20 protein-coding genes are annotated in these 24,518 nt (G+C 63.0%); 7 read left to right on the top strand and 13 right to left on the bottom strand.

Annotated elements, in window-relative coordinates; translation table 11 throughout:
• Positions 1–37: 37 nt before the first annotated feature.
• The 5 genes from J9885_RS02240 to arcB all read right to left on the bottom strand — a co-directional run bounded on the left by J9885_RS02240 (position 38) and on the right by arcB (position 9,866).
• Entirely contained in the window at positions 38–1,249 is a 1,212-nt protein-coding gene (locus tag J9885_RS02240; protein WP_210547959.1) for an EAL domain-containing response regulator, read from the bottom strand.
• Positions 1,242–5,516 (bottom strand): transporter substrate-binding domain-containing protein, encoded by a 4,275-nt coding sequence (locus J9885_RS02235; protein WP_210547958.1) that lies wholly within the window; start codon positions 5,514–5,516, stop codon positions 1,242–1,244. The genes J9885_RS02240 and J9885_RS02235 overlap by 8 nt, the downstream gene beginning before the upstream one ends.
• A gap of 141 nt (positions 5,517–5,657) precedes the next feature.
• Entirely contained in the window at positions 5,658–5,861 is a 204-nt protein-coding gene (locus J9885_RS02230; protein WP_134696418.1) for a hypothetical protein, read from the bottom strand.
• A 282-nt stretch (positions 5,862–6,143) separates the two neighbouring features.
• Complete coding sequence (dgt, locus tag J9885_RS02225) at positions 6,144–7,520, bottom strand: dGTPase (RefSeq protein WP_210547957.1); 1,377 nt, start codon at positions 7,518–7,520, stop codon at positions 6,144–6,146.
• Positions 7,521–7,553: 33 nt separating this feature from the next.
• A complete protein-coding gene (gene arcB, locus J9885_RS02220) occupies positions 7,554–9,866 on the bottom strand; it encodes an aerobic respiration two-component sensor histidine kinase ArcB (RefSeq protein ID WP_210547956.1) in 2,313 nt (770 codons plus the stop codon).
• 203 nt (positions 9,867–10,069) lie between these two features.
• Between arcB and J9885_RS02215 the strand changes: the two genes are divergently transcribed.
• Complete coding sequence (locus J9885_RS02215) at positions 10,070–11,068, top strand: DUF2860 family protein (RefSeq protein WP_210547955.1); 999 nt, start codon at positions 10,070–10,072, stop codon at positions 11,066–11,068.
• Positions 11,069–11,131: 63 nt separating this feature from the next.
• Here J9885_RS02215 and J9885_RS02210 read toward each other — a convergent pair whose 3' ends face one another.
• From J9885_RS02210 to J9885_RS02195, 4 genes are all read right to left on the bottom strand, one after another.
• Positions 11,132–11,824 (bottom strand): DUF3334 family protein, encoded by a 693-nt coding sequence (locus J9885_RS02210; protein ID WP_043758200.1) that lies wholly within the window; start codon positions 11,822–11,824, stop codon positions 11,132–11,134.
• 118 nt (positions 11,825–11,942) lie between these two features.
• Entirely contained in the window at positions 11,943–12,389 is a 447-nt protein-coding gene (locus J9885_RS02205) for an HIT domain-containing protein (protein ID WP_210548882.1), read from the bottom strand.
• Between the two features lie 71 nt (positions 12,390–12,460).
• Positions 12,461–13,081, bottom strand: a complete 621-nt coding sequence (locus J9885_RS02200; protein WP_210547954.1) for a DUF2057 domain-containing protein — start codon at positions 13,079–13,081, stop codon at positions 12,461–12,463.
• An 80-nt stretch (positions 13,082–13,161) separates the two neighbouring features.
• A complete protein-coding gene (locus J9885_RS02195; RefSeq protein ID WP_210547953.1) occupies positions 13,162–14,064 on the bottom strand; it encodes a LysR family transcriptional regulator in 903 nt (300 codons plus the stop codon).
• A 98-nt stretch (positions 14,065–14,162) separates the two neighbouring features.
• Here J9885_RS02195 and J9885_RS02190 point away from each other — a divergent pair, with 98 nt between their 5' ends.
• Positions 14,163–14,765 (top strand): short chain dehydrogenase, encoded by a 603-nt coding sequence (locus tag J9885_RS02190; RefSeq protein WP_210547952.1) that lies wholly within the window; start codon positions 14,163–14,165, stop codon positions 14,763–14,765.
• Positions 14,766–14,888: 123 nt separating this feature from the next.
• Here J9885_RS02190 and J9885_RS02185 read toward each other — a convergent pair whose 3' ends face one another.
• The 3 genes from J9885_RS02185 to dapA form a co-directional block, all read right to left on the bottom strand.
• Positions 14,889–15,992, bottom strand: a complete 1,104-nt coding sequence (locus J9885_RS02185) for a phosphoribosylaminoimidazolesuccinocarboxamide synthase (protein WP_210547951.1) — start codon at positions 15,990–15,992, stop codon at positions 14,889–14,891.
• Between the two features lie 168 nt (positions 15,993–16,160).
• Positions 16,161–17,279 carry an outer membrane protein assembly factor BamC gene (bamC, locus tag J9885_RS02180; RefSeq protein ID WP_210547950.1) on the bottom strand — a complete coding sequence of 373 codons (1,119 nt, stop codon included), beginning with the start codon at positions 17,277–17,279 and terminating at the stop codon, positions 16,161–16,163.
• A complete protein-coding gene (gene dapA, locus J9885_RS02175) occupies positions 17,272–18,159 on the bottom strand; it encodes a 4-hydroxy-tetrahydrodipicolinate synthase (protein WP_134696427.1) in 888 nt (295 codons plus the stop codon). Before dapA ends, bamC begins: the two co-directional genes overlap by 8 nt.
• A 201-nt stretch (positions 18,160–18,360) precedes the next feature.
• On the opposite strand from dapA, the gene J9885_RS02170 reads away from it, so the two are divergent.
• The 3 genes from J9885_RS02170 (at position 18,361) to J9885_RS02160 (ending at position 20,287) form a co-directional block, all read left to right on the top strand.
• Positions 18,361–18,894: an ACT domain-containing protein gene (locus J9885_RS02170; RefSeq protein ID WP_043758179.1), complete on the top strand. Its 534-nt coding sequence runs from the start codon at positions 18,361–18,363 to the stop codon at positions 18,892–18,894.
• Positions 18,895–18,911: 17 nt separating this feature from the next.
• Positions 18,912–19,391: a thioredoxin-dependent thiol peroxidase gene (gene bcp / locus J9885_RS02165; RefSeq protein WP_210547949.1), complete on the top strand. Its 480-nt coding sequence runs from the start codon at positions 18,912–18,914 to the stop codon at positions 19,389–19,391.
• Positions 19,392–19,786: 395 nt separating this feature from the next.
• Positions 19,787–20,287 (top strand): YfbU family protein, encoded by a 501-nt coding sequence (locus J9885_RS02160; protein ID WP_210547948.1) that lies wholly within the window; start codon positions 19,787–19,789, stop codon positions 20,285–20,287.
• Between the two features lie 61 nt (positions 20,288–20,348).
• Here J9885_RS02160 and yfbV read toward each other — a convergent pair whose 3' ends face one another.
• The gene (gene yfbV / locus J9885_RS02155; RefSeq protein WP_043758170.1) at positions 20,349–20,789 is read right to left on the bottom strand and encodes a terminus macrodomain insulation protein YfbV; all 441 of its coding nucleotides are present in this window, start codon (positions 20,787–20,789) and stop codon (positions 20,349–20,351) included.
• Positions 20,790–21,090: 301 nt separating this feature from the next.
• On the opposite strand from yfbV, the gene J9885_RS02150 reads away from it, so the two are divergent.
• Both J9885_RS02150 and pta read left to right on the top strand, forming a co-directional pair.
• A complete protein-coding gene (locus tag J9885_RS02150) occupies positions 21,091–22,293 on the top strand; it encodes an acetate kinase (RefSeq protein WP_010673162.1) in 1,203 nt (400 codons plus the stop codon).
• Between the two features lie 70 nt (positions 22,294–22,363).
• Positions 22,364–24,517, top strand: a complete 2,154-nt coding sequence (gene pta / locus J9885_RS02145; protein ID WP_043758167.1) for a phosphate acetyltransferase — start codon at positions 22,364–22,366, stop codon at positions 24,515–24,517.
• Position 24,518: the final 1 nt, after the last annotated feature.

The following is a 24,518-nucleotide window of genomic DNA, read 5'->3' as shown; positions in this document are numbered from 1 at the left end:
GTACATCCTTGTATCGCGACGGGCATCCTGCCCTGATTTAGTGCCCGATCAACGTGGGCAGCCGAGCCAGCCAGTCCTCGTGCCACACGCTCAGCTCCTCGCTGGGCATGGGACGGGCGGAGAAGAACCCCTGGCACTGATCGCACCCCAGCTTCGCCAGCAGCTGCCAGGTCGCCTCATCCTCGACCCCTTCGGCCACCGATTTCAACCCCAGCTTGCGGGCCAGTTCGATGCTGGATTCGATGATGGCGAGCCGGGAGGGATCCTCATAGCAGCGATCGACGAAGGATCTGTCGAGCTTGAGCTCGGTGAAGGGGAGCAGGGCCAGCTGCTGCATGGAGGAGTAGCCGGTGCCGAAATCGTCGATGGAGAGGCCGAAACCGTGCATCCGCAGCCGGGTCAGCACCTCCAGCGACTTGCCGAGATCCTTGACGAAGGCGCTCTCGGTCACCTCCAGGGTGATGAGTTCGGGGTTGATACTCCAGCGCTGGCAGTGATTGAGCAGGGTGTAGCACAAATCCCCCTCGATGAGCGAGGTGGTGGAGAGGTTCATCGACAGGTTGAGGGAGAGCCCGGTCTGCGCCCAGAGGTGACCGTCGCGCAGCGCCTTGCCGATGATCACCTCGGTCAACTGATCGATAAGACCGTTGTGCTCCGCCAGCGGGATGAAGCGAGCCGGCGAGATGAGGCCGTACTCCGGGTGCTGCCAGCGGGCCAGCGCCTCCATGCCGACCCAGTCCCCGGTGTCGAAACTCACCTTGGGCTGATACCAGGGCAGCAGCTGGTCCTGATCCATGGCTTGACACAGCTCGCCCAGGGTGAGGTGATAGCCGTCCTCCTCCTGACTGCGCGCCATCTCTGGACGCCAAGCCGCGATCAGCTGGGCGATCTGCTGGGCCGAGGCGGGCTTGTCGATGCGTCCCAGCACCTGCAGACCATAGGCCCGGCTCATGCGCAGCACGGCATCGACCACGTCGTCCTCCAGGGCGCTGGACAGCACAATGCCACCGCGAAACCCGCCAAGGGAGAGGCGTCGCAGCAGGGCCATGCCATCCATACCTGGCATGCGCAGGTCGCAGAACAGGATGTCCACCTGATGGTGCTGGCACTGTGCCAGCGCCTCCTCACCGTCCTGCGCCTCGAGCAGCCGGCCGTAGCCAAGGCCGCGGATCTGGTGCATCAGGGCCTTGCGCTGGAAGCTGTGATCCTCCACCACCATGATCATCAAGTCATGCCGTGCATTATTCATCGAGCCATAACCCCGTTTCATTTCTGATAGTGTCCATCAATCCCTGTACCGTCCGACCCAGTTCGTCGAGCCTGTCCACCTGCTTCAATCGGGCGGCCGCTTCCAGCCTGGCAGCCTCCTCTGCCAGATCCATCTGACCCACCATGCGGGCGGCACCCTTGATGCGGTGGGCGGTCTCCACCAGCGCCTGGGTATCCTGCCTCGCCAGGGCCTGTTTCATGTCCTCGCCATCCTGTTCATTGGCTTCCAGATATTCGATGGCCATGCTGCGCGCCACCCCCTCATCGCCGAACAGGGTCAACCAGCTTATGCCGGGCGCCTGGGCCCGGGCTTGCCGGGGAGAGATTGCCTCCTCTTGTGCCCCGGGCAAGGGTAACCAGCGCACCAGGATCTGGCGCAGAGCCTCCAGGCTGTAGGGCTTGAGCAGCATGTCGTTCATGCCGGCCTCCCGCATCTGCTCGATCGCCTCCTCCGAGGTATCGGCCGTGACCCCGATAATGGGGGCCTCATCTCCCGCAGTACGCAAGGCCCGTGCCAGGGCATAGCCATCCTTCACCGGCATGTGGCAATCCGTCAACAGCAGGGCAAAATCCTGCCCCTGCCAGGCGCGCAGCGCCTTCTCCCCGTCATCCACCACTTCGGGCTCCAACCCCAGAATAGCAAGCTGGCGAGCCAGCAGCGCGCGGTTGACGGGATGATCGTCCGCCACCAGCACGCGGCCGCCGAGCTTCTCCCCGGGTACTTGCAACGCCGGGCTCGGCCCCTGGCTCAAGAGCTGCTGGCAGGTTTCCAGCAGCAGATCGGGATAGAGGGGGGACTGTCCGAGCCGCCACCAGGCATCGCTGTCCATGCGGCCACGCAGGGCCTCATGGGGGGAGAGTACTATGCCCTTGAGGGCAGATCGCTGCAAATGGGTAAGCCAGTCTCCGCCGAGGGTCTGCTCCAGAAAGCTCTCCTGCGCCAGCAGATACCCCGAGGGAGGCTGCTGCCACTGGCGAGCATCCAGCCGCTGCAAGGTGGCGCCGAAGCGCGCCATCACCGACGGCAAGGCCTCATCCTCGCCGTACCACCACCATGTCTGGCCGGCCAGGGGCGGCGCATCCCACTGGCTGTCGGCCAGGGGGATCGCGAAGGTCACCGTCGTGCCTATTCCGGGTTTGCTCTCCAGCGTCAGGCTGCCACCCATCTTCTGGGTCAACTGATCGCAGATGGCGAGCCCGAGCCCGGTGCCGCCGAAGCGCCGGTTGATGTCCGACTCCACCTGCTTGAACGGGATGAAGAGGTTCTCCTGCTGCTCCGTCGCGATGCCGATCCCGGTGTCCCGCACCCGCAGGGTGAGCCTGTTGTCGTGGTAGTCCACCAGGATGGCAATCTCCCCCGCCTCGGTGAACTTCACCGCGTTGTTCAACAGGTTGGAGATCACCTGACCCACCCGCACCGCGTCTATGCTGGCCTGATCCGGCACCGCCAGCCCCCATGCCAGCGTCACGTTGAGCCCCTTGCCATAGGCCAGGGCCGCATGGCCGCGGATGACGTCGCAGATGACCGAGGTCAGCCGGCAATGGTGAGGATGCAGCTGCAGTTGCCCCGCCTCCATCTTGGAGAAGTCCAGGATGTCGTTGACCAGATAGAGCAGATGGTTGGTGGAGGTCGCAATATTGCGCAACATGTAGCGCTGATCGTCGTCCAGCGCGCTCATCTGCAGCAACTCCAGCATGCCGTGCATGCCGGAGATGGGGGTGCGCAGCTCATGGCTCATGGTGGCGAGGAATCGACTGCGGGCCTGGGTGGCCTCCTCCGCGACCCGCCTGGCCTCGCGCAGCTCCAGTTCCTGGCGCTTGAGCTTGGTGATGTCCTGCACCACCCCGTTCAGGATGACCCCGTCCATTCCCTCCTGATGTACGAAGTGACCCCGGATCTGCAGGTAGCCAGGCTGTCCCTGACGCTGGATCTCCACTTCCAGATCCAGCGGCTCCATGGCCCTGGCATGGCGTGCGACCGTGGCCACGAACTCCTCTTGAGCCTGTCCTTTCAGCCCCAGGATAGTGGATCCCCGGGTCATCTCGGTCACCGGATCCGTGTCATGGCCCATCATCTCCTTAAGCCCCTGGGAGGTGTAGAGGAAGCGCCCCTCGCCCGGCCCCAGCCACTGATACTGATAGACGACACCCGGCATGCTGTCGGTGATCTGGGTCAGCCGGGTCTGGGCCTCCTGGGCCGCAAACCTCGCCTGCTCCAGCTCGGTCACGTCGGTCAGCACGGTCAGGATCCCGAGTCGCTTGCCGTCGGGCCCCACGAACAGGCGTTTGGTGTAGATCATCTGGTGCAGGCTGCCGTCTTCCTTCTGGTGCTCGCCACGGCCACGCAGCTCCTCCCCGCTCTCCCACACCCGGGCATCCTCTTTCATGACCTTGATCCGGATCGCCTCCGGCAGCTGATGCTGGAGCAGCCGCTCGTAGGAGCCCTTCAGGTTCTCTCCCCCGAAGAAAACCTGTCGGTACGCCTGGTTCGTCATCGCGACCTCGTAGTGCTCGTTGGTCAGTACCACCAGGTTCGGCAGGGCATCGAGCATCATCTGGACGAACGCCAGCTGCTCCTCGAGCCGCCGCTCCGCCTCCCGTCGCTGACTCATCTGGCGGCGCAACGTCCGGTTCCAGCCCAGGAACAGCAGCAGGCTTAACAGGAAGAGGCCGACTCCGAGGGAGGACCAGAGCAGCACCTTGTGGGGATCCAGCCCCGTCTGTATGGTCAGGGAGAGCCACTTCTTCTCCAGGGCGGTCAGCTCCTCCGGCGGCAGGGAGAGCAGCACCTTGGTCATGATCTGCTGCAGCATGGGATCCTGCAGGTGCGTGGCCATGGCGATGGGAACCCGCAGATCGCTGCCGGAGAAGACCACCTGGTAGCGATCGCTGAATCCCTTCTGCAGCGACTGCCCAAGCAAGGTCACCCCCATCAGCACATAGTCGACCTTCTGCGCATCCAGCAGCGGCAACAGTTCGGCGTCACTCCCGACGGCAACGGACTCGGCCCCCATTTCCCTCAGCAGGGACTGCTCCACCGAGCCTCCCACCATGCCCACCCGGCGTCCCTTCAACTCCTTGAGGTTGGCCAGCTCGGCCGTGCCCTGCCTGGCCACGACCACCCGGTTGAGGGAGGCGAAGTGGGGGGTGAAGCGGGCGAACTGCTGCCGCTCCGCGGTTGGCGTCATGGCCGGGATCAGATCCAGCTTGTGTCCCTGGAAGAGCTCGACGGTCTGGGCCCAGCTCCTGGTCGGCACCAGGGTAAACTGGAGCCCGGCACGCTGGCTCATCATCGCCAGCAGGTCGGCGACGAACCCCTTGAGCCGCCCCTGATCGTCGAGCTCGCTCATGCCGGTCCACTGCGGAGCGACCCCGTAGCGGATCACCGGGTGCGTTTGCAGCCACGCCTGCTCCTGCGCCGTGAAGGCAATCGCCCTGCTCTCCTGCACCAGGTCGTAGTCGAGAATGCCCCCCGCCTCCAGGATGCGGCGGCGCTCCAGAGGGGATATGTCGTCGAGGGCACGCTCCAGCAGCCCCTGCAGGGGCCCCTGATCCGGGGCGACCGCCATGGTGAGCGAGGAGTCCCTCATCCAGTCCACCGTGGTCAGGGTCATGCCCGCCATGGCTTGCAGGCGACTCAACATGGGGAGATCTGCCAGGTAGGCGTCCGCCCTCCCCTCCTTGAGCATGAAGATAGCCTCGTCCCGGCTGTCGACCGTGACCAGGTTCGAGATGCCAAGGTGCAGCAGCGCGTCGCAGGCGCCGACGCCGAAGACGCAGACCCAGCGCATTCCGTAAGCCTCCTCCAGGGAGAGGCTCTCCCGTCCCCCGATCAGCAGGACGGCGCGGGGCAGCGCCATCAGCTCGGTGGTGAACAGCATCCGCAAGGTGCGGGTCGGGCTCGGCGACGCGCCGAACAGCATGTCTATCTCGCCATCCAGCAAGGCCTGCTGCAGCGCCGCGTTGCTGGCATAGGTCCGGTAGTGGACCCCGAGCCCCAACCGCTGCGCTATCAGCAAGGCAAACTCGTTCAGGGGACCGGTGAAGTTGCCCCGGCCATCGGTATAGACATAGGGCGGCCAGGCCGTCGTCGGCATGCCGATCACCAGTTCGTCGTGGGTCGCGAGCCAATGCTGCTCGGCCGGTGTGAAGACGCTTCTGTCCATGTAAGACGAATGCGCCGTCGCCACCAGGCTACAGCAGGTCAACCAGCAGAACAGGATGAGGTGGCAACAGCGGCGGAACATAATCAACTCCCTGACAGACTGGGGGGATCATAGGGGGTTTGACCCCTTTAAAACATATAAATTGCCGTCGTGCCCGGGGGCAAAGAAAAATGGCAGGCCCAGGCCTGCCATCCACGAGATGGGGGGCTTGTGCCCCTCCCCTCAGGTTATTCGATTCCCGAGCCGGAAACCGGTTTGAAACTCCCGCTCACGGATATGGGCGACGTGCACTTGTTGTCCTTCCAGCCCGATGTCCTTGAGCAGGGCCGGGGAGAGGTGCAGGTAGCTGACGCGACGCTCCAGCCGGGTGATCCGTTTTTGAACCAGGGTCTCGACGTGGCGCAGCAGGGTGAGTTCGATAGACATAATCATCTCCAGTTGAACGTGCGGTTCTCCCGGAGAGAGGTGATCACCCTGCGGGACAACCGCGGGTGATGGAAAAGCAGGTGTTACCTGTTCCCTCCACGCGGTGAATAAAGAGCACGAGTCTTCGCGCTGCCAGAGCAGCGATCGAACGCAACGTTTAGCATGGAATGTTGCATATTCGTCTCCTTACCGTGTGAAAGTTGAACAAGTTGCCACAGTGTAAAAAAACACCGAATTTTACGCAATATCGCTCCCACCCATATGGGTGGGGGCAAGACACCGTCATATGCCGGACAACAGCCGGAACTCCTCCAGCGCATAGGTATCCGTCATGCCGCTCACGTAGTCGAGCAGCAGGCGCACCCGGTAGTACCACTCCTGCTCGGCCTCCTCGTCGAAACGGGGATCCCGGCTCGCCACCGCCAGCCGATACGCCTTGAGGTGGCGGGCCGACAGGCGGTGGAACAGCCGCCTCGCAAAGAAGAGCTCGCTGCCCCCGTCACCGGCCAGCAGCCGCTCGAACTGGCTGGCAGGCAGGGCCAGCAGACAGGCATAGGTGGAGAGCACGCCGCGCAGGGCGGCATAGCCCTCCAGCTCCAGGGCCTCCACCTCGGGGCGCATGAACACCTGCGCCTTCGCGACTTGTTTGAGCACATCCAGCACCCGGGCCGCCGGGGCCTGGCCGTGCAGCAGCGCCCTGGGGTAGGCGCCGCTCAGTATGGTCTCGTGCTCGCTCACATAGGTGTGGGCCGCCAGCGCCACCAGATCCCGGGTCAGCTGCTGGCGGAAATGGGGGAAGAAGCCCCGACCCGAGGCCAGTGCCTCGTCGAGCAGGGCGGCCATGTAGTCCCCCCGGTCGGCCGTGCGCAGCGCCGTCAGCAGCTCCCCCTGGGTGAGGATATGCCTGTCCACCGCATCCTCCAGATCCGCGATGCAGTAGGAGATGTCGTCCGCCGCCTCCATGATGTAGACCAGCGGATGGCGGCACCCGGGCGCCAGCCCCAGGCTCTGACCGAGGGCGCTGTAGAGAGGTTGCTCGCTGAAGAAGATGCCGCGCTTGCTGGTCCAGCCGTGATGCTGGCCATATCCTTGGGGGCTGTGCAGCCCCGGCTGGGGCTGCTGCGGATACTTGCACAGGGCCGCCAGCTGGCCCAGGGTGAGGTTCAGCTCGTGCAGGCTGTGCACCAGCCGCAGGCTCTGGGCATTGCCGTCGAACACCAGCAGATCCTGGCGAAGCTCGGCCCACTGGGCGCTCGGCAGCCGATCGTGGGCGCGAGCGAAGAGGCCGTCCAGCTCCTGTGCCAGCCACTGGCTCATCACCTGCTCGCCGAAGTGGCCGAACGGCGGGTTGCCCACGTCGTGCAGCAGGCAGGACATCTCCACCAGATTGATAAAGGCCCCCTCGCACACCGTGTTGGCAGGCAGCAGGGACAGGATGCGTCGGCTGATCTGGCGACCGGTCTCCTGCACCTCCAGAGAGTGGGTGAGGCGGCTGCGTACCGAGGCCTTCACGTCCAGGGGGAAGACCTGGGTCTTCTGCTGCAAGCGGCGCACCGGCGCCGCCTGCACGATGCGGGCGCGATCCTGTTCGGTCGCCTCCAGCAGGCTGCCGTCGCCCCAGGGGTGGATGCGCTCGGGGGTTATCAAACGGTCATACATGGTGTGGCTCCTTGCCAGCGGCTCCCGGTGGCGTCACGACAGCAACCAGCGCCGCAGGCGAGCGATATCGCCCGGGTATTCCCGGCGCAGCGTCTCAATCCAGTCTTCCACGTTCTCCCACCAGGCGGGGTGATCCGGGCTCTGGATAAGCTGGGCCGTCTGCTGCAGCCGGCGCAGGCCGATGGACCCCGCCGCCCCTTTTATCTTGTGTGCCTCCTCCACCACGCCAGCCTGATCCCGGGCGATCATGTTGGAGTCGAGCACCGCCATGTAGTCCGGCATCATCTTCTCGAACAGCTCGACGCTGGAGAGCAGCACCGGCTTGCCGACCGTGCTGGCGTAATCGGTGAGGAAGGGCAGATCCAGCAGCGCATCCTGGTGGTGGGCATCGTCCTGCTCGTCCGCCTCGTCGTCGGCTAGATCCGCAAACAGGTGACCAATCACTTCCCGCACCGCCCTGGAGCCGAGCGGCTTGTTGATCACGTCCTGCATGCCGTGATCCCGGTAGTACTGGCGATCCCCGGTGGCGTTGGCGGTGAGTGCCACCATGGGGGGCAGGCTGTCGCCATAGCGCGCCAGCAGCTGCTCCGCCACATCGAAGCCGGTCATATCCGGCAGCTGGATGTCGAGCAGGATCAGATCAAAATCGTCCGGATTGGCCATGGCCAGCGCCTCTGCGCCATCCCGCGCCACCTTGACCTGGTGGCCGAGCTTGTTCAGCAGGGCGCAGGCCACGGTCACGTTGAGCTCCACGTCCTCCACCAGCAGGATGTCGAGGGAGGGCATCTCGGGCTCCGGGGCCGCGGCCTGGGGCTCGACGCACGCCACCTCCAGCTCGGCGGTGAAGCAGGAACCCTCACCCGGATCGCTGTCCACATAGAGCTGGCCCCCCATGGCCTGCACCAGCTGACGGGAGACCGCAAGACCGATGCCGGTGCCGGTGGCGTGCTTCTTGCCCTGCACCTGGTAGTACATGGCGAAGATCTTCTCTTGCTGGGCACGGGGAATGCCTACCCCGGTGTCCTCCACCTCGAAGTGCAGCGCCAGCTTGCCCGGCGCGTCGGCGGCGTGGGCGAGGCAGCGCACCGTTACCCCTCCTTCGTCGGTGAACTTGACCGCGTTGCCCACCAGGTTCCACAGCACCTGGCGCAGCCGGGTACCGTCCGCCATCACGAACTGCGGCATGTCGCCATCCCGGTCGAAATGCAGATAGAGCCCCTTCTGCTCCGCCTGGATACGCGACAGCGTCTCCAGCTCGTCGAGGAAGGCGGGCAGATCCAGGGGGGCCGGCGCGATTTCCAGCCGACGCCGGTCCAGCTTGTCCAGATCGATGATGTCGTTGAAGATGTTGCCGAGCGTCACCGCACTCAGGTGGATGGTCTTGAGCTGCTGCTGCTGTTTCGCATCCAGCGGCGTGTCCATCAGCATCCGGCTCAGGCCGACGATGCCGTTCAAGGGGGTGCGCAGCTCGTGGCTGATGGTGGAGATGAAGGTGGTCTTGTCCCGGCTCGCCTTCTCCAGCTTGTCCTGGTACTGCTTGCGCTCGGTGATGTCACGGCCAAAGCCGAGCAGGCCGAGACGCTTGCCGAAGCGGTCGAAGAAGGGCACCTTGCGCAGCTCGAAGTAGGCCTTGCGACCGTCCGGGTACTCCAGCCACTGCTCGTAGGTGAGGGGTTCGTTGCTGGCGAAGACCTGCTTGTCGGTCTCCACCACCTTGCTGGCGATGTCGTGCTTGTAGACGTCGAAGGGGGTCAGACCGATGAGTTCCGCCTCCACCTTGCCGGTCAGCTCCTCCATGGCGCGGTTGCAGCCGGAGAACTGCTCGTCCTCGTTGCGGTAGTAAACCAGGTCCGGCGAACAGTCGATGAAGGAGCGCAGCAGGGCGGTGCGCTCCCCCAGGTGCAGCTGGGCCTTCTCCCGCTGGAACACCTCGTTCTCCAGATCCTCGATGGCCTGCTGGCGCAGGGTCTCAGCCCGGTTGGTCTCGGCGATCTGGGCGTTGAGGCGGCTGATGTTCTCCTGCAACTGGCTGTTGAGCTCGAGGTCCCGCTCCCGCATGTCCTGCAGCTTGCGCACCATGCGGGTCAGCCGCTGACGGGAGTCCTCCAGCTGATCCACCACGATGGAGAGGAAGTAGACGGCCCAGGGGGTCACCAGCAAGCCGAAGAAGACCGAGCGTACCAGGTCGACGATGTCCACTGTGCCGCGCAGAAACAGGGTCACGCCCATCTGGATGGAGACCGCCAGCACTATGATGCCGGTCGCCAGGAGCATGCTGAATCGCACCAGCCCCAGCTTGGTCATCAGGTCGACGTAATATTGCGCCCAGGATTTGATCTGCTTCATCGCGGTGTTTTCTCCCCTTTTATTGCGCAAACAGGATACCAGTACGGCGCCCTGAACTCTTGCCCGCCGCACCATAAATTATTGATTAACGTCACACTCCGACTGGAGTAGCATGCCCGCCATGCGTCAGTCAGCGCCGGTTCAGCCTGCCAGGCCGGATCTTGCTGACTCCCTTGTCATCCGTTATGTCAGGAGCACTCCCGATGCGCAATCATGTTCTGTTGAGTCTTGGCCTGCTGGTCGCCAACGCCGCCCACGCCGATCTGGGGGAGATCCCCCGGGTGTCGGGCTGGTCAGGCTTCCTGCTGGGCGGGGTCAACGCCACCAGCTACGAGTCCAACTTCTATGCCGGCGATGACAGCAACAGCCGCATCCAGGATCTCGGCTCCCCCGACAGCGAGAGCGGCCTGAGCCCCCTCATCAACGCCGACATCCGCTACACCTTCGCCGATACCCGCACCCAGGTGTTCCTCGGCAACCTGATCCAGGACGCGGTGCGCTTCGACTTCACCCAGCAGTTCGGCCTGCGCCAGGAGATGGGCGACAAGGGCATAGTCGCGACCTCTCTGGTGTTCAACCTCATGCCGGTGAAGCTGTGGAGCGATCCCTTCGCCACCGGGGTGGATCGCAGCGAGACCGATCTCGAGTCGAAGGGGGTGCGTTTCGCCTGGGACAGGATCTGGGGCAGCAACTTCTACGGCACACTGACCAGCCGGGAAGTGGAGCTCGACGAGGAGCGCAGCGGCCAGCAGTACGACCTGACCCACGGCACCCACTACGCCCCCATGCTGGATCGCAACGGCAAGATCCACGCTATTGAGCTCTCCTACCAGTGGCACCTCGCCGGCAACCAGCTGCTGGAGCCCGCGATCCTCTACAAGGAGGCAGATCTCGACGGCAGCGCAGAGAGCTACCAGAACACCGGCCTGCAGCTGACCTATGCCAAACGCGGCCCCCAGTGGTCCATCGTAAGCAACGTCTATGGCGGCAAGCGCAAGTATGACGAGGCGAACCCCCTGTTCGGCCAGCGCGCGGATGCCAGCGAGTTCGCCCTCAATGGCACCTTCTTCTGGCACAACCTGTTCGGGGTGAAGTCCCTCTCCTCCACCTTCACCCTGGCCTACTCCAGCGCCGACTCCGACATCGACTTCTACGACAGCCACGCCACCCGCGTCAGCACCGGCCTGCTCTACAACTTCTAGGCCCTTTGCCAACGAGAAAGGCCACCCTCTGGGTGGCCTTTTTCATGTCTTGTGCCTGCGCGGTCAGATGCCGAGGGAATCCAGCAGATCGTCGTGCTCGTTGCTCGCCGGGGCGGCGGCCGGGGCCGGCTTGGCCGCCAGCTTGGCCTGGGCGATCAGCTCGTCAGGATCGACCTCCTCCTGCACGCCGCCATCGTGAATCCGGATGAACTCCGTCTTGTCCATGGCCAGCTCCAGATAGAAGATGTTGTTGCTGGCGGTGAAGAAGGTGACCCGGCGGGTCTCGGGGTTGTCCAGGTTGGTGTCCACGCTCAGCATCACCTGCTTGTTCAGGGCCAGCATCTTGGGCTGATTCTGGGTGATGTGGGTCTGCAACTCGCGCCCCACCTTGGTGGTGAAGCTGCCGACGATCTGGTTCATCAGCTCGCCCATGACGTTGCTCACCTCGTCCGAGGTATGGGAGATGGCGAGATCCTCCTTGGAGAGCCCCATGCTCAGCATGTAGCTCTCATAGAGCTCCATGGCCGCGGCGGCGGAAAAGTTGATCACCACCAGGCCGGAGAAGCCGCCGTCAAACAGCACGAAGCAGCCGATGTCAGGCTTGAGGCAGGTCTTGCTGATCCGTTGCACCATGCCGGAGAAGCGCACCTGGGTCTGGGTCGCCGCACTCAATACGCTCGTCACCGAATTGCACAGACTCAGCAGCACATCCTCTGTGGTCAATACGGCATCATCCTCGGATCTTGTCACTATCATGGAACCTTCCTGCTGATCGAAAAAATAGGCTTGTCTCGCTGGCCGCCCATGTCATCACGCACGGGCGCGAGACGCTAACAGATTGCATGCTCCCGATGCGCAAAGCGGGAGCCACCTCTCACTTGATGCAATTATCGTCCGGCCAGGGCTGGAATCCAGCGAGGGGAAGCAACCGGGTTCGCCAGTTATCGGCCGCGGTTTGCAATGCTTGCGCCTCATAGGGCACGGCGGGGTGAGCACCCCAGATGGGACCTGGCCAGGCGGCATCCGAAGCGAAGCGGGCGACGTGGTGCAGGTGCAGCTGGGGCACCATATTGCCGAGGGCCGCCACGTTGATCTTGTCCGGGTTCAGCGCCTGCTCCATCAGGGTGGCAACGGCGCAGGACTCCTGCATCAGCTGCTGCTGCTGCGCAGGGGGCAGGTGGTGGATCTCCCGCAGGTTGGCGACCCTGGGCACCAGGATAAGCCAGGGATACTGGCTGTCCCTGGCCAGCAGGACGCGGCAGAGGGGCAGATCCCCGAGGACACGGGTATCCGCCTGCAGGCGGGGATGCAATTCGAACATGGGGGCCTCGCTGGTCAACATGGGCACGTCAGGGGATGAGAGTGCCCACGTTACTGCAACGGGAGGCAAACTTAAAGGCGGGGCACAGCCCAGCCGATGAAGCGCTTGCGAAGCTCGGGGTCCGCCTGCAGGAAGAGCTGCTGCAACTGCCCTTCCAGGGCGCTGGCCGGGACTGTGGCTGCCTGGGGCATCGGGGTAGACTGGGCGACCGGAGCCACGCTGGCCAGCACCGCAGCGCCCGTGCCACGATTGTACTCCATCAGCCTGGCATGCCAGTCCATGCCTATCTGCATCCCCTGCACCACCAGCACATCCTGCTGCACGCCAAGGGGCTGCCCACCGGCCACCAGGCCCAGGGTCGGCGCACTGGCGTAGCGCTCCATCCCCTTCTCGTCGCTGGGCACAGTGGCCTGCAGACGCACCGACTGCCCGCTGGCCTCGTAACGAAGCACCTGGGGCTCGGAGCGGATCTGGCGATCGTTGTCGCTGCTGTTGCGGCTCGGGATCACCCCCTCATAGCGCACCAGCAACTGCTGAACACCGTCGGCCAGCACCGCGTGCTGCTCGTCCTGCACCTTGCCCGCACTCACCGCCAGGATCTGGAAATCCCGGGGCACCTCTACCCTGACCTCGGCCTGCACACCGGCGCAGCACAGCAGCGCAACGCCAGCCCAACCCTGATGACGCTTCATTCCCTGTCTCTCTCCTTTCGCGATGATGGCGCAGGGTAGCAGCCCCATATGACAGAAAAATAACGGCCCCCTGGCTCACCTCATCGCAGCAGGTAGTGGGGGCGCTCGGCGAACCACTGGGCCAGCACCTGCTTGAACAGCCGGATCTTGCGCGGCACCCGCCGCTGCTGGGCGTGCAGCACATGGATAGGGTGCAGCCCGGTCTGCCAGCTCTCCAGCACCGGCACCAGCTCCCCCCTGGCCAGGCTGGCCTCCACCAGCATCAGGGGGCACTTGGCAAAGCCCATGCCCGCCCGGGCCAGCTGCAGCACAGTGCTGTAGTGGTTGGCCCGCACCTTCCCTTGCACCAGGATGTGCGCCTCCTCCTCCCCCTTTCGAAAGTGCCACTGTTCCCAGTCCGGGTTGTGCCCCTGCAGCAGGCAGGGGCGCCCTCCCAGCTCATAGGGAGTGGCGGGGACCCCCTCCCGGGCCAGCAAGGCGGGGCTGGCCACCACCACGTCCTTCAACTGCCCGAGGGAGAGCGCTACCAGATTGTCGGGGATGCGGCTCATGGCGCGCAGGGCGATGTCATGCTCCCCCTGGCTCATGTCGATCATGGCGTTGGTGAAGTTGAGCTCCACCTGGACGCCGGGGCAGAGCTCGGCGAAGCGGGCAAGCAGATCGCTCACCATGCTGTCCCCCGTGCTGACCGGGCAGGTGAACCGCAGTCGGCCGCCGTCCTCCTCGGTCAGGGCCTGGATGTCCTGCTCCGCCTGGCGGGCCAGTGCGAAGATCTCCCCCGCCTGCTGATAGAGGGTCTTGCCCGCCTCGGTCAGGCTCAGCCGGCGCGTCGTGCGCTGCAGCAACTGGGCATTGAGGGAGGACTCCAGGGCGCTGACGTGGCGGCTCAGCATCCCCTTGCTCACCCCCAGGGTATCGGCAGCGGCGGAGAAGCTGCCCCGCCGCACCACCTCATAGAAACTGCTCAGATGGGCGATGTCCATCCATTAGCTCCAATACGGAAACAATGGGTTCATCATAAGCGCTTTTTCTCTCTTTTCATCCAGCTATCATCAACCTATCCCAACCAGGAGTGACGCAGATGAAAATTGTGATTGTGGGTGCTTCCGGCACCATAGGCTCCGCCGTGAGCGACCTGCTGGCCAAGGAGCACCAGGTGATCCGGGTCGGCCACAGCCGGGGCGATGCGACCGTCGACATGCGGGACCAGGCCTCCATCCAGGCGCTGTTCGACCAGATCGGGACCTTCGACGCCCTGGTGGTCGCCAGCGGCAGCGTCGCCTTCAACGCCCTGACGGAGATGAGCGACGAGCAGTGGCAGCTGGGCCTCCAGAGCAAGCTGATGGGCCAGATCAACCTGACCCGGGCCGCCATCCCCCACTTGAGCGATCGGGGATCCATCACCCTCATCAGCGGCATCCTGAGCGAGGACCCCATCAACTGGGGGGTGAGCGCCACCACCATCAACGGTGCCATCGAGCACTTCGTGAAGGCGGCCGCCTGCGAACTGCCCCGGGGGCTGCGCATCAACGTGGTGAGCCCCACCGTGCTGGAAGAGTCCATGGGTAAATACGCCGACTTCTTTCCGGGCTTCGTGCCTGTGCCCGCCGCCAGGGTGGCCCAGGCCTACAAGAAGTCGGTGCTGGGAGTGCAGACCGGCCAGATCTTCCGGGTCAATGGCTGAACTCACCGGACACACCAATGAAAACGGGCCCCGTCATGGGGCCCGTTTCCTTATCCGTTTTGAGAACACCTCGCCCGCCATCAGCAAACGTTTGTTCACCAGCGGCAAAAAATGCGCCCGGTCTCAGTCGATCAGACCGTACTGCTCGTGCAGCACCTCGATGATCTCCTGCTTCGGATTGGCACTGCGCACCAGCGGCTGACCGATGATCTTCTCGGCGATCCCCACATAGGTGTTGGAGATGTCCATCATCACCTCGGTCGGCAGCTTGTTGTCCCGGGCCAGGGCGAAGCGCTCCGGCATGCGGTTCTTGTTGAGCAGGATGTCCGGATCCGGGAAGTGGTTGAGCAGCCACTGGCGGAAGCCCTCTTTGGACTTCTCCACGATCTCTCCATGACGCAGGGCGGCGCCATCCCAGATACGGGAACTGTCGGGGGTGCCCACTTCGTCCATGTAGATCAGCTTCTCGTTGCCGGCGGCGTCGGTCACGTAACCGAACTCGAACTTGGTGTCGACGAAGACCTGATCCAGCGCAGCCAGCGCCTCGCTGATGACGTTGAAACCTTCCTTGAGCAGCGCCTCGTAGCGGTCGATGTCCGCCGGGGAGCGGAAGCCGAACGCCTGGTAGTGACGCGCGATGTCGCTGCGGGAAACGTTGACGTCGTCCGCTTCCGGCACACCGTCCAGCCCCTTGAGGATCCCCTTGGTGGAGGGGGTGATGAGGATCTCGGGCAGCTTCTGATCCTTCTTGAGCCCTTCGGGCAGGGTGATGCCGCAGAACTCGCGCTCGCCATCCTTGTAGGCACGCCACATGGAGCCGGTGATGTACTGGCGGGCGATGGCCTCGATCATCACGGGACGGGCTTTTTGCACTATCCAGACGAAGGGGTGCGGGATGTCCAGGATGTGGCTGTCCGCCAGCCCCTTCTCCTTGAATAGCTTGAACCAGTGGCTGGAGATGGCGTTGAGCGCCGCGCCCTTGCCCGGGACGCCGTTCAGGCCGTCCACCCCTTGCCAGATGCAGTCGAAGGCCGAGATGCGGTCGCTGATCACCATGAGGGCCAGCGGCGTATCGGCCGGCACATCATAGCCTTTCTCTTTGATGAGTCGGGCACTGTCTGCGGGGGTCAACCAGTAGACGCTGCGCACTTTGCCGGAATGGACAGGTTTATCGGTACGGATCGGCAAATCGTCGTTCACCGCCAATACTTGATCTGCAAGACTCATGGCTAATAACACTTCCTGTTGTGGGACTAGTAAGACAGGCGCACAGGCCCCTGTCTGTGGGGGATTCTCATCATCAAGCCCGAAGGCTCCTTGCCGTCGGCCCGACATGCAGGCCCTGCGGCGAGTCGGGCATAACAAAACAGGGGCGCGAGGCCCCTGTTTTCATGCTTATTTTGTTCCCTGATCGGCCAAGCCCTTGGCAAAGGCCTCGGACAGGCTGATGTACATCTGGGAGATGACGCCAGACGAGACAGGCTTCTTGTCCTTGTCGAACAGGGTGATGGAGGTCTTGCCCCCCGCCATCTCACCGAGCTGGAAGCGGTACTTGTCTTCCTCCAGCTTGAACGGTTCGGCACCCTTGGCCTGCCAGAATTCGCTGCCCGGATCGTCATACTCGACGTCGATCCAGCCCAGGGACTGCTGGGTATCCTTGATGGTGAAGCCGTAGGCCGGCAGCACCTGGTTGAGGCGGCGCCAGACCTGGTCAAACGACCCCTCGGCAATCCAGGCGCTCAGCTCGTTGTTGTCCAGTCCCAGCTGCAGCCCCATGCCATCGCTGGACTTGTGCTGTTCCCGGGCCTTGAGCTGCTTGTCGTAATAGAGGGAGAACTGGTTCAGGGCACGGGTCGCGTAGCGCTGGGCATCGGCCGGCGTCAGCTCGGTGCTGGTCTCGCCATCGATGGTCTCTTCGTGATCCAGCACCCGTACCGACATCATGGTGGCGTGGCGCTGCACATCATTCTTCAAGACGAACTGGTAGCGCTGGCGGATCTGGAAGTCATCATCCTCTTCCGCCCAGCCATCAAGCACGGCGGAGTTGTCGAACCAGCCGGTCTGCAAGACTCCAGCCTGCTGATCCAGCCTCTCGGTGGTGACCTTGTGTTCGGCCAGGAAGTTCATCAGGAAGGCCCAGGTGTCGCGCTCGACGCTCTGGCTGGTGCTCAGGGCATAGAAGGCCACTGTGGGTTCGCTGGCATTGGCCACTACCTGGCTACCCGGTACCACGGTCAGCAGCTGGGCAGGCGGACGCACGTCCACCTTGGCCCCGAGGGCCCCCTCACGGCTGCTTTCCGGCAGGGCGGGAATGTCGAAATTGCTGTTAAAGGCGGGGGTACTCAACCCGGCGGGCACAAGGAAGGCGCGGCCTTCGAGGCGGCTCTCTTCATACTCGAAACCACGGTTGGCCATCTTGCGATCCTGAGGCGAGCTACAGGCGGCCAGCACGGCCACCGTCGCGACACTCAGCACCAGGCGCGCTGCATTTCCCTTTCCATTTGCTTTAAACACTCGCCATCAACTCCGCAGTCGTCAGTGCTCGCGCCATCGCCTGTTCTCCCTCTGGGGTGAGGTCGGTCAAGGGCAGGCGCAAGGTCGCCGTCGCCATCAATCCCAGCCGGGCACAGGCCCATTTCACCGGAATGGGACTCGGTTCGCAGAACAGAGTCTGATGCAACGGCATCAATCGATTGTTGATGTCATGAGCCTGCCCGGCATCACCGGCCAGCGCAGCACGACACATGTCGGCCATCTGGGGCGCCGCAATATTGGTGGTGACCGAAATGACTCCGTCGCCCCCCTGCAGCATAAAATCACATCCGCTGGCATCATCGCCACTATAAAGCGCAAAATCCGGCCCGCACAGCTCGCGCAGCAGCGGGGTGCGACTCAGATCGCCGGTCGCCTCTTTCAAACCGATGATGCCGGGCACCCTGGCCAGACGGGCCACCGTCTCAGGTTTGAGGTCACAGCAGGTGCGACCGGGCACATTATAGAGAATTTGGGGCAGACCACTAGCCTCGGCGATCGCACAATAGTGACGATAGAGGCCTTCCTGGGTGGGTTTGTTGTAATAGGGGGTGACCGAGAGACCCGCCACCACGCCGGTGCTGGCGAAACGCCTGGAGAGGGCGATGGCGTGGGCCGTGTTGTTGGAACCGCATCCTGCGATGACCGGAATGCGTCCTGCGGCATACTCCACCGTCTTTTCGACGACGGCGATGTGTTCCTGTTCGCTCAGGGTGACCGACTCTCCCGTCGTGCCCACCGCAACGATGGCACTGGTGCCGGCATCGACATGATATTCAACCAGTGCAGCCAGACTGCTCCAATCGATGTCACCCGAGGCCAGCATGGGGGTAACGAGCGCAACAATACTACCGCGTAACATGGATAATTCTCCCGATTTTCAGGGGCGTAATGGTAAAGCTGCCCCTTTTGAAAAACAAGGGAGGCAAGGGACAAGCCGTGTTACCATCCGCCACAAAACGTATGGATGCACGAGGGCAGGACAGGGCCCGGAGCAGGGTGTCATGCCCGCCAGCAACGCTCGCTGTCTCCGCATTCGCAATAAATGGACGAGAGACGATTTATGACTCACTACCTGGTCGTAACGGCCATCGGCACGGACAGGCCTGGCATCGTCAATGAGGTGACCCGACACGTCAGTGGCTGCGGTTGCAACATTGTCGACAGCCGTCTTGGCATCTTCGGCAACGAATTCACCTTCATCATGCTGCTGTCCGGTGACTGGAACAGTCTGATGCAGCTCGAAATCAGCCTCCCCCTGCGCAGTCAGGAGTGGGATCTCATCACCATGATGAAGCGCACCGAGCGCCACCAGTCGCTGCAATACGACATCAGCGCCAGCGCCGAGGTGCTGATCCGGGATCAGCCCGGCATCGTAAGCCAGTGTACCCAGTTCTTCAGCGATCACGGCTGGGACATCCAGGCCATGCAGACCATGACTCTCGAACAACAGCCGTTCAACCTGCTCAAGGCCAACTTCCAGTTGAACCTGGCCAAGCAGGGAGACGAGAGCGGCTCCAAGGCCGCCTTCGCCGGTTTCTGCCGCGAACTGGGCGCCGAGTCATTCGAATTCATCATCAACCACAAGTACGCCTGACGGCGTTTGGAGACCCCATGTCACCACTAGAAGCTGGTACCCAGGCCCCCGACTTCTCCCTCTCCGATCAGGATGGCAACCTGGTACGTCTTGGCGATCTACGCGGCAAGAAGGTGCTCGTCTATTTCTATCCCAAGGCGATGACGCCGGGCTGCACCACCCAGGCCTGCGGCCTGCGCGACGTCAACAGCGAGCTGGCGGCCCTCGGTGTAGTGGTGCTCGGCATCAGCCCGGACAGCGCCAAGCGCCTGAAGAAATTCGAGGAGCGCGACAACCTCAACTTCCGCCTGCTGGCCGACGAGGATCACGCCGTGGCCGATGCCTTCGGCGTCTGGGGCCCGAAGAAATTCATGGGCAAGGAGTATGACGGCATCCACCGCCTGAGCTTCCTCATAGACCCGGAGGGCAAGATCAGCCATCGCTTCGACAAGTTCAAGACCAGTGATCACCACCAGGTGGTGCTCGAACTGGTGAAAAACCAGTCTGCGGGCGCCTGATTCGTGCCACTTTTAACAACAAAGAGGGCCTGCTGTTGCAGGCCCTCTTTGTTGTCACGCTTCGATGGCCTGAGGCCACTCTTATAGGAAGGTGGGCAAGCAGCCGCCTGCCCCGCCTGCGAGCCAAGGGCTGCGGCGAGATACTTATCAGGATTGCTTGCACCCTGTTGGGTGCCTTGGTGGTAGGTCATCTGGCATGAGCCGAATGACGCCTCCATTCTTGCCGACCCGGCACAAAATGCAAGCTGTGTCGGCGGTATTTAATTAACCAGAGCTTGCAGGCCAACGCGGCCCCTCTTCCCCGTTTTTCTCGCCAACCTCCCCTGCCAGATCAAAAAATTCATCCTGGATATGGGTTAACGTGACCCCAGATTCATTTTCCAGTGAGACAGCCCATGAACATGAGCCACACCGAACGCCTGATCCTGAGCAATCAGTACGAGATCCTGGCCAAACTCAATCCGGAGAAGGCGGCGTTTTACCAGCGGGCCAGCACCATAGTCGAGCGCGGCTACTGCCTGCAGATCCTCGAGCTGGAGAAGAGCTTCGGCCACCTGGATCTCGCCACCTGCCGGGAGGTGCTGGACACCCTGGAGATGCACCACGCGCTGGCCATCTCCTGGGGCAATCTCGATGCAGGTGCCCGGGCCGAGGTCAACGAGAGCCGCCTGGCCTTCAACGGCTACAGCCGCAGCCAGGAGCGGGAGCTGGCGGATTATGTCTGCTTCCTGCTGGAGGTGGACAAGCGCTTCCCCGAACTGCCCTGCCCCTGCGACGAGCTCTCCAGCGATATCGCCATGCGGGACAAATACCAGCGCATGCTGGCGGTCTGGCGTCAGTGCCCCCGCCAGTACAAACTCTCCATCCAGGAGATCGGCAAGATACTGGCCGCCTGATACGACAGGCATCAAAAAGGCGCCACGAGGCGCCTTTGTCCGGTTGGCAGGCCCACGGGCCTCACTCGTAGAGGAAGGATTTGTCCAGCTGCTTGAAGGCGGCGTTGAGGGTGTCAGCCAGTTCCTCATAGCGGGGATGGGCCACCAGCTGGCGCTGGCCGCCCTGCTCGTTCATCTTGCCGTTGATCTCCCGGTACCAGTTGGCCAGCGAAGGCGGCAGCCGGGTGTCGGCGCGCTGACCCAGCCAGTAGTAGCCCTGCAGCGGCAGGCTGAGCAGGAAGAGTACGGAGGTCATGACGGAAGGCCAGTAGTGCTGTTCGCCGAACTGGAACTGCAGCATGACACTGAGCACCGCCAGCGCCGGGATCACCTTGAGAGCGAACTCGGTGGCTCTGATCACCCGATTCTCCGGGAACATGGAATTAAGCTCGGGACGGCGCGGCCAAAGAGTCATATAATGACGGCCTTGCTGTAATTTAGTTCCAAAAATGTTCATGCTCATGCTACCTCCGAGCTCTTTTCGAACGCATTAACGGCAAAACCTCGACAATATTTGAGAGGCAATAACAAAGGTTGAGGATGACTTTGTTATTTTTCAACAATCAGGTTATCCTTTGTACGCCCATTTTTACGCTGGCGCACGGTCGCTGGCCAGTCAGGGACGTCTGAGTTTCGGGTCTTGTATCACTATACAAGGGGCAAGCAACAGATTGCCAACCCTCATAAGGATAAGTTGATTGTTTTTGGACGCACCGCGTCCGGCGCATCCTCCAACCCAACCCAATCTGCGATAGGATTTATTCATGAGTAAGCTGGTTCTTGTTCTTAACTGTGGCAGCTCGTCCCTGAAGTTTGCTGTCATTGACGCAACCACCGGTGATGACCTGCTGTCCGGCCTGGCCGAATGCTTCAACCTCGACGATGCCCGCATCAAGTGGAAGCTGAACGGCGAGAAAGGCAACGCCGATCTGGGTGCCGGTGCCGCTCACCAGGAAGCGCTGGACTTCATCGTTCACAAGATCCTGCCGCTCAACCCCGAGCTGTCCAAGAACCTGATCGCCATCGGCCACCGCGTGGTACACGGCGGCGAGCGCTTCACCTCCTCCGTGCGCATCTGTGACGACGTGATCGCCGGCATCGAAGCCGCCATCCCTTACGCACCGCTGCACAACCCGGCTCACCTGATCGGTATCCGTGCCGCCCTGAAAGTCTTCCCGGAACTGGCCGAGAAGAACGTCGCCGTGTTCGACACCGCCTTCCACCAGACCATGCCGGAAGAAGCCTTCCTGTACGCCCTGCCGTACAAGCTCTACAAAGAGAACGGCATCCGTCGCTACGGCGCCCACGGCACCAGCCACTACTACATCAGCCTGGAAGCCGCCAAGCAACTGAACAAGCCGGTGGAAGAGCTCAACATCATCAACTGCCACCTGGGCAACGGCGGCTCCGTCTGCGCCATCAAGAACGGCCAGTCCGTCGACACCTCCATGGGCCTGACCCCGCTGGAAGGTCTGGTGATGGGTACCCGTTCCGGTGACATCGATCCGGCCATCATCTTCTTCCTGCACGACAAGCTGGGCATGAGCGTTGCCGAGATCAACACCATGCTGACCAAGGAATCCGGCCTGCAGGGTCTGACCGAAGTCACCTCCGACTGCCGTTTCGTTGAAGACAACTACGACAGCAAGGAAGAAGCCAAGCGCGCCATGGACGTGTACTGCTACCGTCTGGCCAAGTACATCGGTGCCTACGCCGCCGCCATGGACGGTCGTCTGGATGCCGTGGTCTTCACCGGTGGCATCGGCGAGAACTCCGCCCCGATCCGTGAGATCACCCTGAACAAGCTGGGCCTGCTGGGCTTTGACGTCGACCACGACGCCAACCTGAAAGCGCGCTTCGGCAAGGGCGGCGAGATCACCAAAGCTGGTTCCACCAAGGCCCTGGTTATCCCGACCAACGAAGAGTGGGTCATCGCCCACGACGCGCTGGAACTGGTCGGCGCATAAATTAGCTGTAGAGCAAGGCCGCCCCAGGGCGGCCTTTTCCTGATCCCAAAAAATGAACAAGGGGTAATAAGTGGCACGCACTATTATGCTCATCCCGGTCGGCACTGGTGTCGGCGTAACTTCCGTGAGTCTTGGCGTCGTTCGCGCCATGGAACGTCACGGTGTCAATGTCAGCTTCTTCAAACCGGTCGCTCAGCCGCGTCCGGGTGAAACCGGTACCGAGCGCTCCACCGCCGTGATCCGCGCCGCCGCCAACATCAACCCGCCCGAGCCGTTCGCCCTCTCCTACGCCGAGAACATGATCACCTCCAGCAACACCGACATCCTGCTGGAAGAGATCGTGGCCCGCTTCGAAGAGCACGTGAAGAGCAGCGGTGCCGAAGTGGTGGTGATCGAGGGCCTGGTGCCGACCGACAAGCAACCCTTTGCCAACAAGCTGAACTACGACGTCGCCAAGGCGCTGGACGCCGACATGGTGTTCGTGACCCATCCGGGCAACGACTCCAGCCAGAAGCTCAAGGAGCGCATCGAGCTGGCCTGCTCCAACTTCGGTGGCGTCAGCAACCCGCGCATCGTGGGCTGCGTCATCAACAAGGTGGGTGCACCGGTTGACGAGCACGGCGTGACCCGTCCCGACCTGACCGAGATGTTCGAGGCGCACCACCACGGCGCCGACACCGGCCACAACCTGGAAGTGCTGCAGGTCTTCGGCAAGAGCCCGCTGCGCATCCTGGGTTGCATCCCCTGGAACACCCAGCTGATCGCCCCCCGCGCCAAGGATCTCGCCAAGCACCTGGCCGCCAAGATCATCAACAAGGGTGAGCTGGAGAGCCGCCGCCTGCAGACCGTGACCTTCTGCGCCCGCTCCATCCACAACATGATCGAGCACTTCCGCCCGGGCAGCCTGCTGGTGACCTCCGGCGACCGTTCCGACGTCATCGTCTCCGCCTGCCTGTCCGCCATGAACGGCGTCAAGCTGGGTGCCCTGCTGCTGACCGGCAACTATCACCCGGAACCCCAGGTGATGGCCCTGTGCCAACAGGCCATGGCCACCGGCCTGCCGATCATGATCACCGGCACCAACACCTGGCAGACCGCCGTCAGCCTGCAGAACTTCAACGTCGACATCCCGGAAGATGACCGCGAGCGTATCGAGCTGGTGCAGGACTACGTGGCTGGCCACATCGACAAGCACTGGATCGAGTCTCTCTCCGCCAAGTCCACCCGCTCCCGTCGTCTGAGCCCGCCGGCCTTCCGTTATCAGCTGACCGAGCTGGCCCGTCAGGCCAACAAGCGCGTCGTGCTGCCGGAAGGGGAAGAGCCGCGCACCATCAAGGCCGCCGCCATCTGTGCCGAGCGTGGCATCGCCCGTCCGGTACTGCTGGGCAACCCGGACGAGATCCGCCGCGTCGCAGAGCAGCAAGGCGTGATCCTGACCGACCGCGTCGAGATCATCGATCCGGTTGCCGTACGCGAGCGCTACGTGGCCCGTCTGGTCGAGCTGCGCAAGAACAAGGGCATGACCGAAGTGGTGGCCCGCGAGCAGCTGGAAGACAACGTGGTACTGGGTACCATGATGCTGGAGCGTAACGAAGTCGACGGTCTGGTATCCGGCGCGGTTCACACCACCGCCAACACCATCCGTCCGCCGATGCAGATCATCAAGACCGCTCCGGGCTCTTCCCTGATCTCCTCCATCTTCTTCATGCTGCTGCCGGATCAGGTGCTGGTCTACGGTGACTGCGCGATCAACCCGGACCCCACTGCCGAGCAGCTGGCCGAGATCGCCATCCAGTCCGCCGACTCCGCTGCCGCCTTTGGCATCGAGCCGCGCGTGGCCATGATCTCCTACTCCACCGGCACCTCCGGCGCCGGCGCGGACGTAGAGAAAGTGCGTGAAGCGACCGAGCTGGCCAAGGCCAAGCGTCCCGACCTCATCATCGACGGCCCGCTGCAGTACGACGCGGCCATCATGGAGAACGTGGCCAAGTCCAAGGCACCAAACTCTCCGGTTGCCGGCAAGGCCACCGTGTTCGTGTTCCCGGATCTGAACACCGGCAACACCACCTACAAGGCGGTACAGCGCTCCGCCGAGCTGGTCTCCATCGGCCCCATGCTGCAAGGCATGCGCAAGCCGGTCAACGACCTCTCCCGCGGCGCCCTGGTGGACGACATCGTCTACACCATCGCCCTGACCGGTATCCAGGCAGCCCAGGCCGAGTAAT

The organism is Aeromonas sp. SrichE-2G, assembly GCF_017939565.1.
Classification (GTDB): Bacteria; Pseudomonadota; Gammaproteobacteria; order Enterobacterales; family Aeromonadaceae; genus Aeromonas; species Aeromonas taiwanensis.
Note: the sequence above shows the minus strand (reverse complement) of the source record. Positions and strands in the feature narration are given on the sequence as shown.

Bases quoted from the DNA above. Each gene is read 5' to 3' on its own strand.
- J9885_RS02240 (WP_210547959.1), bottom strand. From the start codon at position 1,249: ATGAATAATGCACGGCATGACTTGATGATCATGGTGGTGGAGGATCAC.
- J9885_RS02235 (WP_210547958.1), bottom strand. From the start codon at position 5,516: ATGTTCCGCCGCTGTTGCCACCTCATCCTGTTCTGCTGGTTGACCTGC.
- J9885_RS02230 (WP_134696418.1), bottom strand. From the start codon at position 5,861: ATGTCTATCGAACTCACCCTGCTGCGCCACGTCGAGACCCTGGTTCAA.
- dgt (WP_210547957.1), bottom strand. From the start codon at position 7,520: ATGTATGACCGTTTGATAACCCCCGAGCGCATCCACCCCTGGGGCGAC.
- arcB (WP_210547956.1), bottom strand. From the start codon at position 9,866: ATGAAGCAGATCAAATCCTGGGCGCAATATTACGTCGACCTGATGACC.
- J9885_RS02215 (WP_210547955.1), top strand. From the start codon at position 10,070: ATGCGCAATCATGTTCTGTTGAGTCTTGGCCTGCTGGTCGCCAACGCC.
- J9885_RS02210 (WP_043758200.1), bottom strand. From the start codon at position 11,824: ATGATAGTGACAAGATCCGAGGATGATGCCGTATTGACCACAGAGGAT.
- J9885_RS02205 (WP_210548882.1), bottom strand. From the start codon at position 12,389: ATGTTCGAATTGCATCCCCGCCTGCAGGCGGATACCCGTGTCCTCGGG.
- J9885_RS02200 (WP_210547954.1), bottom strand. From the start codon at position 13,081: ATGAAGCGTCATCAGGGTTGGGCTGGCGTTGCGCTGCTGTGCTGCGCC.
- J9885_RS02195 (WP_210547953.1), bottom strand. From the start codon at position 14,064: ATGGACATCGCCCATCTGAGCAGTTTCTATGAGGTGGTGCGGCGGGGC.
- J9885_RS02190 (WP_210547952.1), top strand. From the start codon at position 14,163: ATGAAAATTGTGATTGTGGGTGCTTCCGGCACCATAGGCTCCGCCGTG.
- J9885_RS02185 (WP_210547951.1), bottom strand. From the start codon at position 15,992: ATGAGTCTTGCAGATCAAGTATTGGCGGTGAACGACGATTTGCCGATC.
- dapA (WP_134696427.1), bottom strand. From the start codon at position 18,159: ATGTTACGCGGTAGTATTGTTGCGCTCGTTACCCCCATGCTGGCCTCG.
- J9885_RS02170 (WP_043758179.1), top strand. From the start codon at position 18,361: ATGACTCACTACCTGGTCGTAACGGCCATCGGCACGGACAGGCCTGGC.
- bcp (WP_210547949.1), top strand. From the start codon at position 18,912: ATGTCACCACTAGAAGCTGGTACCCAGGCCCCCGACTTCTCCCTCTCC.
- J9885_RS02160 (WP_210547948.1), top strand. From the start codon at position 19,787: ATGAACATGAGCCACACCGAACGCCTGATCCTGAGCAATCAGTACGAG.
- yfbV (WP_043758170.1), bottom strand. From the start codon at position 20,789: ATGAGCATGAACATTTTTGGAACTAAATTACAGCAAGGCCGTCATTAT.
- J9885_RS02150 (WP_010673162.1), top strand. From the start codon at position 21,091: ATGAGTAAGCTGGTTCTTGTTCTTAACTGTGGCAGCTCGTCCCTGAAG.